The organism is Isoptericola sp. Y581, assembly GCF_059445475.1.
Genome location: NZ_JCAIUK010000010.1, coordinates 97,896 through 105,574, shown reverse-complemented (window position 1 = coordinate 105,574; position 7,679 = coordinate 97,896). Strand labels below are relative to the sequence as shown.

The 7,679-nt window shown below is 72.0% G+C and carries 8 protein-coding genes and 1 tRNA gene; 3 read left to right on the top strand and 6 right to left on the bottom strand.

Annotated features, from left to right (window positions below; translation table 11 throughout):
- Nucleotides 1-307: 307 nt before the first annotated feature.
- The gene (locus AC1C2W_RS18310) at nt 308-997 is read right to left on the bottom strand and encodes a YdcF family protein (protein ID WP_495391002.1); all 690 of its coding nucleotides are present in this window, start codon (nt 995-997) and stop codon (nt 308-310) included.
- A gap of 42 nt (nt 998-1,039) precedes the next feature.
- On the opposite strand from AC1C2W_RS18310, the gene AC1C2W_RS18305 reads away from it, so the two are divergent.
- Nucleotides 1,040-1,702 (top strand): DUF2625 family protein, encoded by a 663-nt coding sequence (locus AC1C2W_RS18305; protein ID WP_495391003.1) that lies wholly within the window; start codon nt 1,040-1,042, stop codon nt 1,700-1,702.
- A gap of 134 nt (nt 1,703-1,836) precedes the next feature.
- Here AC1C2W_RS18305 and AC1C2W_RS18300 read toward each other — a convergent pair.
- The 4 genes from AC1C2W_RS18300 to AC1C2W_RS18285 form a co-directional block, all read right to left on the bottom strand.
- A tRNA-Ser gene (locus tag AC1C2W_RS18300) sits at nt 1,837-1,925 on the bottom strand.
- Between the two features lie 152 nt (nt 1,926-2,077).
- Nucleotides 2,078-3,811 carry a glycosyl hydrolase family 18 protein gene (locus AC1C2W_RS18295; protein WP_495413930.1) on the bottom strand — a complete coding sequence of 578 codons (1,734 nt, stop codon included), beginning with the start codon at nt 3,809-3,811 and terminating at the stop codon, nt 2,078-2,080.
- A gap of 208 nt (nt 3,812-4,019) precedes the next feature.
- Nucleotides 4,020-4,883, bottom strand: coding sequence for an SDR family oxidoreductase (locus tag AC1C2W_RS18290; RefSeq protein ID WP_495391005.1), 864 nt, complete (start codon nt 4,881-4,883; stop codon nt 4,020-4,022).
- Nucleotides 4,884-4,942: 59 nt separating this feature from the next.
- Entirely contained in the window at nt 4,943-5,653 is a 711-nt protein-coding gene (locus AC1C2W_RS18285; protein WP_495391006.1) for a PAS and ANTAR domain-containing protein, read from the bottom strand.
- A gap of 213 nt (nt 5,654-5,866) precedes the next feature.
- On the opposite strand from AC1C2W_RS18285, the gene AC1C2W_RS18280 reads away from it, so the two are divergent.
- Nucleotides 5,867-6,559 carry a PAS and ANTAR domain-containing protein gene (locus AC1C2W_RS18280; protein ID WP_495391007.1) on the top strand — a complete coding sequence of 231 codons (693 nt, stop codon included), beginning with the start codon at nt 5,867-5,869 and terminating at the stop codon, nt 6,557-6,559.
- Between the two features lie 18 nt (nt 6,560-6,577).
- Here AC1C2W_RS18280 and AC1C2W_RS18275 read toward each other — a convergent pair whose 3' ends face one another.
- Entirely contained in the window at nt 6,578-6,772 is a 195-nt protein-coding gene (locus tag AC1C2W_RS18275; RefSeq protein ID WP_495391008.1) for a hypothetical protein, read from the bottom strand.
- A gap of 285 nt (nt 6,773-7,057) precedes the next feature.
- Between AC1C2W_RS18275 and AC1C2W_RS18270 the strand changes: the two genes are divergently transcribed.
- Nucleotides 7,058-7,678, top strand: coding sequence for a DUF2231 domain-containing protein (locus AC1C2W_RS18270; RefSeq protein WP_495413929.1), 621 nt, complete (start codon nt 7,058-7,060; stop codon nt 7,676-7,678).
- The last annotated feature ends 1 nt before the right edge of the window (nt 7,679 follow it).

Below are 7,679 nucleotides of genomic sequence, written 5' to 3'. Positions count from 1 at the left end.
ACCGCCGCAGCACTCGTGCTACTCAACCTTCAACGCGGGACCCGGCGATCACGCTGGTGAGAAAACCTCAGTGCCCCAGGTTACGGGCCTAGGCCTGACTGTCGCGCACGGAGCGGAAGATTCACCCTCTTCGCCTCGAAGGGCTTCAACGCAGTGGACTCAGCGCTTTACGGCGCGGTGGGGACGAGACGACTGGTGTAGCCCGCTCTGACGAGCCGCTCGTAGGCGGCGACCGTTCGTCTGTCGAGTGGCTGAGGTTCGGCGAACCCGGCCTCTGCGTAGACCCAGATCCTTTGGGTGTCGCCGACTAGCATGTTGAGAACTCGGTCGACGTCACCGATCGAAGCGATGTAGCCGTCGAGAGCCTGTGACCGGGCTGAGCAAACAACATCCAGTTCGGCCAGAGCTTGCGGGCTGTCGCGAATGCGCGACGCTGCTGGTACGGCCTGCTGACGATCGTGGCTGACGCTGGATGGAGTCCAAGGCCGCCCAGCAACTCACGGGTGAGGGTGAAGTTCTCGCCCGTGTTCGTCGCGCGCGTCTCGGTGAGGATTGCGTCGGCTGGCACCCCGAGGTCGTGCGCCCGCTCGGCATAGTGCATGGCCTCGCCCCGCGGGCAGACCTCGATGGTCGTCGGCGCGTTGGCGCCCGTGAAGACGATGAGCGGGAAACGGCCCTCATGCCAGAGCTCGGCGGCATGCTCGGCGACGCCGATGTCATGGCTGCCGAGTCCGATGGCGACCAGCTCCGCGACGCCCAGGCCGCCATCGGCACGAAGGTCACGCCACACGACTTCCGCCGCACCGTCGCCACGCAGGTCGCCAACTCGACCACCATCGCCAACGCGACCGCGCTGCTCGGCCACGCCGACGAGGGCACCACCGTGCGGCACTACGTGAAGCGGACCCACGTGGCGCCGGACCTTCGGGTCTTCATCGATCGGTTGGTCACGCAGGCGGCAGCGGCGAAGGGTGATGCCCCGTGAAATACGCCGCATCCCTCAGGATCAGCTGCGGTGTCCAGGCCCGATACTGGCGCCATGACTTTCCTGAGTGGCGCTCAGCTCGCCGACGTAGACGATCCTGCGTGGCCCGGCCTCTACGAACGCATCGATGCCGCGTCCGGCGCGCGGGCTCTACCCATCTCGCGCGCCCAGGGGCTCCACACGCTGGAAGCTCTCCAGGTCACAGCTCGGTCGACTCTCGGCGCGCTCGCCCTCAACTGTGGGGCGATCGTCGCCGACCACGGGTGGTTTCGCCTACTGGGTGGAGGAGGAGACGGTCTGCCGGACCTCGCGACCGCCAACCAACTGAGCCCCGACACGAACCCGGCGCCGCCCTCGTCTCTGCTCGTCGGGTACGACGTCATGGGGGGCCGCTTTGCCATCGACGGCGGCGGTCTGGGCGTGGCTCCAGGCGAGGTGTGCTACTTCGGTCCGGACACATTGACGTGGGACGGGCTCGGTGGCGGACACTCGGCCTTTGTGGAAGCCGTGGTGACCGGAGCGATGGGCGAGACGTTCGCCGATCTGCGCTGGAGCACCTGGCAACGCGACGTCGAAGCCGTGGCGCTCGATCAGGGGTTCAGCGCGTACCCGCCGCCCTTCAGCGAAGAGGGCCGCGACGTGGGCCGGGTATCGCGTCGTCCAGTTCCGCTGCACGAGCTCTTCGCCTTCTACGACGAGGCCGCCTCGCAGCTCTGAGAGCTCACCGCACCGGCCGACCCGCGTCCAACTCATCCTGCGCCGCGAGCCGTGGGCAAAACGGAGTGAAAAAGGAGTGCGGGGAACGACGAAGGGCCCCACGACCGCATGATTGCGCGGGTGGGGCCCTCGTGTGGCGGTAGCGGTGGGATTTGAACCCACGGAGGCTATGAACCTCACACGCTTTCGAGGCGTGCTCCTTAGGCCGCTCGGACACGCTACCTCGCCGGAAGAACCAGCCGTCCGAGGATACCCAACGGAGCCGCAGACCTGAAATCCGGTCTCGACAGGCTCAACCCAGCGGCGTTCGACAGGTTGGTTTCGACAGGCTCAACCAGCGGTTTCGACAAGCTCAACCGGCGATGCTCGACAGGCTCAACCGGCGCAGGGCGCTCCGGCGTCCCAGGGGCCGTTCACGTCGTCACCGGGTCGCGACCCGGCGGCGTACCAGAGCGCCGTGTGGTTGACGCCGGCCCGGGAGACGACGTCGCCCTTGCGGTAGATGGTGTCTCCGGACCAGTCGGCCGCGCACTCGGCCGCCGCGGGAGCGGGCGCGGTGCCGCGCGGGCCGATCTCCTCCCACGGCCCGTGCGGGTTGCCGGGCGCCTGGTTGCGGGTCCACCACTTCGCCCGGTACTCGACGCCGTCGCGGGAGACGACGTCGCCCTCGGTGTAGACGCCGGTGGCATACCAGGGGTCGGCCCCCTCGCCCGTCACCAGCGGCCCGGGCGTCGCCGCCCGCAGCGTGTCGGCGAGGGCCGAGCCAAGCTCGTTCCGGTAGTCGCCCGCGATGTCCCAGAAGTAGGCGCCGCCGTACCCGTTCTGCGCGACCCATTCCGCCTTCGCCGTCACCGAGCGCGGGGTGTCGAGGCTCCACCACTGGTCGCCGTCGTACCGGTAGCCGGCCACGGCGGTCTCGTCGTAGTACTCGGTGCCGAGGGTGCGCAGCTCGGAGTAGTTCTTGATGCCGACGGCGGCCTCGGCCGGCGCCCCGGGCGTCGGGTCGTCGACCCCGGACCAGCCCTGCCCGTAGGCAGCGAGGCCGAGCACGATCTGGTCGTCGCGGTAGCCCGCCGCGCGGTACGCACCGAGGAGGCCGTCGGCGGCCAGGCCCCAGTTGGCGTCCTGGTCCGGCGCGTCCGGCCAGGAGTACGGGTGCAGGTTGCCCTGGTGGCCGGTGCGGTCCGCCACCCAGGTGCCGTGGTAGTCGTAGCCCTGCACATTGAGGTGGTCGACGACGGCGGCCAGCCGCGGGTCGACCCAGCCGCCGCTGGTGCGGGGCTCCCAGCCCGCGGGGGCGAACCCGGTGAGCTCGTAGTCCTCGCCGGTCGCGGCGGCCCTCTCGTCGAGCTCGGCGCGGAACAACTCCATGAGGGACAGGAAGTTCTCCTGGTCGACGTCGGGGTGCTGGCTCGGGTGCTCGCCCGTGGCGGCGGGCCACTCCCAGTCGATGTCGAAGCCGTCGAAGATGCCGGCCGCGGCGCCGGCGCCGCCCTGCGCGCCGACGGCGGGCAGGTCGCCGTCGAGGTAGAGATCGATGCAGGAGTCGACGAGCCGCTCGCGGCTCTCGGCGGTGAGCGCGGCCTCGGAGAAGTGGTCCGACCAGGTCCAGCCGCCGATCGACAGCAGGATCTTCAGGTCCGGGTAGATCTCCTTGAGCTTGCGGAGCTGGTTGAAGTTACCCGCGAGCGCCTGGTCGGCGGCGTCGGCCACGCCGTCGACCGAGTCGGCTGCCCCGACGAGGCGCAGGTAGTCGTTCTCCGGGTCGCCCTCCGGGCCCTCGGCCCCCTGGGCGTCCGTGATGTCGCACACGAGGTCGCTCGTGACGTTGCCGAACGCGTAGTTGAGGTGCGTGAGGTCCGCGGCCGCTCCGGTGCGCACGAGGTCGGCCACCTCGTAGTCGTGGGAGTCGGACGGGCCCCAGCCGGGGAAGTAGCCGAGCGTCGTGAAGCCGTTGACGCCGTCGGCGTCGTGGCCGGACGACCCGGTGGGCGGGGACGACGGAGTCGCGGGCACCGCAGACGCCGCGCCTGCGGTCAGCCCGACGACGGCGGCCGCCGCGACGAGCATGAGGGCGCCATGGCGGCGCGGGGACGGTCGATGTCTCATCGGGAGCCTCGTTGCTTCCTCCGGGCGCACCCGGGACCAGGTTTGTTCGGGCTCCTGCACAATAGCGCGGGCGTGCGCCGGTGACCAGGTTTCGACAGGCTCAACCAGCGGGTGACCAGGTTTCGACAGGCTCAACCAGCGGGTCGCGGGGCTTCGACAGGCTCAACCAGCGGGTTGCGGGGCTTCGACAGGCTCACCAGCGGACTCGTCAGAAGACCGGCTTGCCGCCCGTGACCCCGAGCACCGTGCCGGAGACGTAGCTCGCGTCCCGCGGCGAGGCGAGGAACACGAACGCGGGCGCGACCTCCGCCGGCTGGCCCGCGCGGCCGAGCGGCGCGTCCTGGCCGAACTTCTCCAGCTTCTCCTCCGGCTGCGTGGCCGGCTGCAGCGGGGTCCAGATGGGCCCGGGCGCCACGGCGTTCACGCGGATCCCGCGCGGGCCGAGCTCGGCGGCGAGGTTCACCGTGAGGTTGTTGATGGCCGCCTTGGTCGACGCGTAGTCGAGCAGCGACGACGACGGCTGGTAGGCCTGGATGGACGAGTTGTTGATGATGCTCGCCCCTTCGCCCAGGTGCGTCAGCGCCGACTGCGTGATCCACAGCAGCGCGTACAGGTTGGTCTTGAAGACCCGGTCGATCTCGTCGGTCGTGATGTCCTCGACCGACTCGCGCCGCGCCATCTGGAACCCGGCGTTGTTCACCAGCACGTCGAGGCCGCCGAGGCCCTCGACCGCCTTGCCCGGGAGCGCCCGGGCCGTGGCCTCGGCCGTGATGTCGCCGGGCAGCAGCACCGCCGTCCTGCCCGCCTCGCGGACCCACCGCGCGGTCTCCTGCGCGTCGTCCTCCTCCTCGGGCAGGTAGCCGATCGCCACGTCCGCGCCCTCCCGTGCGAACGCGATCGCGACGGCGCGCCCGATGCCGGAGTCGCCGCCGGTGATCAGCGCCCGCAGGCCCGACAGGCGGGCGGCGCCCTGGTAGCTCTGCTCGCCGTGGTCGGGCACCGGGGTCATCGCGCCGGTGAGCCCGGGCGGCTCCTGCCGCTGGGCGGGGAACGACTGCTGGTCGTCGGCCATGCTGTCTCCTTGGTGGTAGGGGTCGCCGCGCGGCTCGCTCGGCTCGCTCGTCCGTCGGGTCAGGCGGCACGACGGCGCGCGAGCTGCGCCTCGTGCTCGTGGGGTCGCTGGCTGGGCCGGATGGCGTTGCACGCGTCGCGCACCCGCTCCCGGGCGGTGCGGCCGAAGCCGTCGCCGGCCGAGAGATGCTCCATCACCTGGGCCGCCGCCTCCCGTAGCGTCGCGCCCGAGGCACCCGCCGCCTCGGTGAGCAGGCTCTCCGCCTCGCGCTCGTCCACGCCGTGCACGGCCATGAGCACCCCCTTGGCCCGCTCGATGGCGGCCGCCGAGACGAAGGCGCTGTTCAGGGCGCGGCGCACGTCGCGCTGCACGGCCTCGCGCTGCACGGGCGTGACGTCGATGACGTACCCGGCCACCGCGTCCGGGCACCCGTCGCGACCGCGGCGCACCTGCCCGGTCACGAGCAGGGTGCGGGGGCGGCCGTGGGCGTCGACGGTCCGGCGCGCGGTCACGATGGGGCCACCCGCCGCCAGGGCGCGAGCGGCGTCGTGCACCACGCGGCTGCGCTCGTCGGGGTGCAGCCGTGCCTGCAGCGCGTCCGCGCCAGGCTCGACGGCGCCCGGCTCCTGACCGAGGAGCACGTCGACCTCGTCCGACCACCACCACCTGTCGGTCTCCGTCTCGGCCCGGTAGCGGCCGATCAGCAGGTGCGTCCCGACGGCCAGGGCCTCGGTGAGACGGTCGGTGCCGGCAGGGGGATGTGTCGTCATGGTGGCCTCCAGGGGATACGGAGGATCGGTGCCGCTTCCTGACGCCGGGACCTCACGCTAACGCCGAGGACCGAAGTCAGCCACCGGGTCCGGCCCGGAGCGGGCGATCTTCGCGCACGTCGTGCCGCACGACCGGCGCTCGGCACGCAGGAGCGCTAGCCTCGGCGGCATCGGCCAGGACGTGGTCGACGCGCTCCCTGAAAGTGGGGACCGATGTCCCAACCCCTGAACGACCCACAGCCCGAGCACGTGCTGGCCGTCGGCGACACGACGACGATCGGCCGGTACCGCGCCGACCTGGCCACCGAGCGCTGGTGGTGGTCCGACGAGACTTTCCGCATCCACGGCTTCGAACCCGGCGACGTCGTCCCGACGACCGCCATGGTGCTCGCGCACAAGCATCCCGACGACCGGGACCGGGTCGGCCATATTCTCGAAGGCGCCCGTCGCACGGGCGAGCCCTTCGCCTCCGTGCACCGCATCGTCGATTCCCAAGGCGGCCACCACGTCGTCTCGATCGTCGGCCAGGGCCAGCGCGACGACGCCGGCGAGATCGTCGAGCTCGTGGGCTATGTGCTCGACCTGACCGCGAGCGTCAAGCAGTTTGCGGCCGAGGGTGCCGACGCCTCGATCCAAGCCGCGGCACGCAGCCGTCGCGACATCGAGCAGGCCAAGGCGGTGGTCGCCGTGGCCCTCGGCGTCAGCGACGAGGAGGCGTTCGCCGTCCTGCGCAGACGATCCAACGTGACGAACACTCCGGTGCGGGAGCTGGCGAGCCGCCTGATGGAGCGCGCGCACGCCGGCGCGACGCGGGACGAGCGGCTGGCGCCCGTGCTCGAACTGCTCGACGAGCCGGCCCCCGACCGCGGGCTGACCGCACCGCCGATCGACCGCACCGCCGGCTGACCGCCGGGGCGGGCCCCGTCACCCGGCGTCGAAGCGGTCCTCACCCTCCTCGTCGGGGTCGTCCTTCGGCTTCTCGCCGGGGATCGTCTCGATGTCCGCCGCCTTGCCGGGCACCGGCGTCGTGTGCTGCTCGTCGACGTGCTGCGAGCCGCCGGTGCTGTCGTCGTCGCGGTCCTCGGCCATGCGGTCGTGGCCGGTCGGGCTCTCGCTCATCGGTTCTCCTCAGCTCTCGGGGAACGGTGGGACAGGGTGTTCCCGCGGTGCGGTGGCGACGGCCTGTCGCTTGAGCGTGCACCGTAACTCCGCCGTGGTCTCCTCACGATCCGCCCGTCCCCCACCAGGTCAGGGCGCTCCCCGCCGTCAGCGCGCGCGACGGCGGGCGAGCACCGGACCCCCGGCCTACCGTCGAAGGATGGCGTCGAGTCGGGACGCGCCCACCAGTCGACCGCCATCGGACACAAGACACAGGACACCCCAGGTCGACACGAGGAGGCCGTCATGCCAGCCGACCAGCGCCCCTTGGCCCCGCCCCTTCCCGACGAGCCCCTTCCCGACGAGCCCCTTCCCGACGAGCCCCTTCCCGACGAGCCCCTGCCGCGACTCGCCACCGAGCTCGAGCGCATGCAGGGCCTCGACAAGGCGGCCGGGCTCTTCGATCGGCTCGCGCGCACCGTCGTGCCGTCGACGGGCCGCGTGCGCGACGAGCTCCGCGGGCGGTCGGTGGGCCATCCCGTGCACAGCACGCTCACCGACCTGCCGATCGGCCTGTGGACGAGCGCGCTGGCGCTCGACCTCACGCGACCGCCGGGCCACGCCGCCGCTGCCCGGCGTCTGGTCGGGCTGGGACTGCTCGCCGCCCCCCCGACGGCCCTGACCGGCCTCGCGGACTACCGGGCGCTCAGCGTGCCGGCGCGGCGCGTCGCCGTGGTGCACGCGTCGTGCAACGCGGTGGGCACGCTGCTGGCCCTGGCCTCGTGGCGGGCGCGACGCTCGGGCCGGACGGGCGCGGGTGCGCTGCTGACCATGGTCGGGATGGGCGCGGCGGGTGCGGGCGGCTACCTCGGCGGGCACCTCGCGCAGGCGATGCGCGAGCCGCGCCACATGCCGGGGGCGGGGTGAC

Excerpts from the sequence above, each read along its gene's own strand:
- AC1C2W_RS18310 (WP_495391002.1), bottom strand. The coding sequence starts at position 997 with ATGCGGCGTATTTCACGGGGCATCACCCTTCGCCGCTGCCGCCTGCGT.
- AC1C2W_RS18305 (WP_495391003.1), top strand. The coding sequence starts at position 1,040 with ATGACTTTCCTGAGTGGCGCTCAGCTCGCCGACGTAGACGATCCTGCG.
- AC1C2W_RS18295 (WP_495413930.1), bottom strand. The coding sequence starts at position 3,811 with ATGAGACATCGACCGTCCCCGCGCCGCCATGGCGCCCTCATGCTCGTC.
- AC1C2W_RS18290 (WP_495391005.1), bottom strand. The coding sequence starts at position 4,883 with ATGGCCGACGACCAGCAGTCGTTCCCCGCCCAGCGGCAGGAGCCGCCC.
- AC1C2W_RS18285 (WP_495391006.1), bottom strand. The coding sequence starts at position 5,653 with ATGACGACACATCCCCCTGCCGGCACCGACCGTCTCACCGAGGCCCTG.
- AC1C2W_RS18280 (WP_495391007.1), top strand. The coding sequence starts at position 5,867 with ATGTCCCAACCCCTGAACGACCCACAGCCCGAGCACGTGCTGGCCGTC.
- AC1C2W_RS18275 (WP_495391008.1), bottom strand. The coding sequence starts at position 6,772 with ATGAGCGAGAGCCCGACCGGCCACGACCGCATGGCCGAGGACCGCGAC.
- AC1C2W_RS18270 (WP_495413929.1), top strand. The coding sequence starts at position 7,058 with ATGCCAGCCGACCAGCGCCCCTTGGCCCCGCCCCTTCCCGACGAGCCC.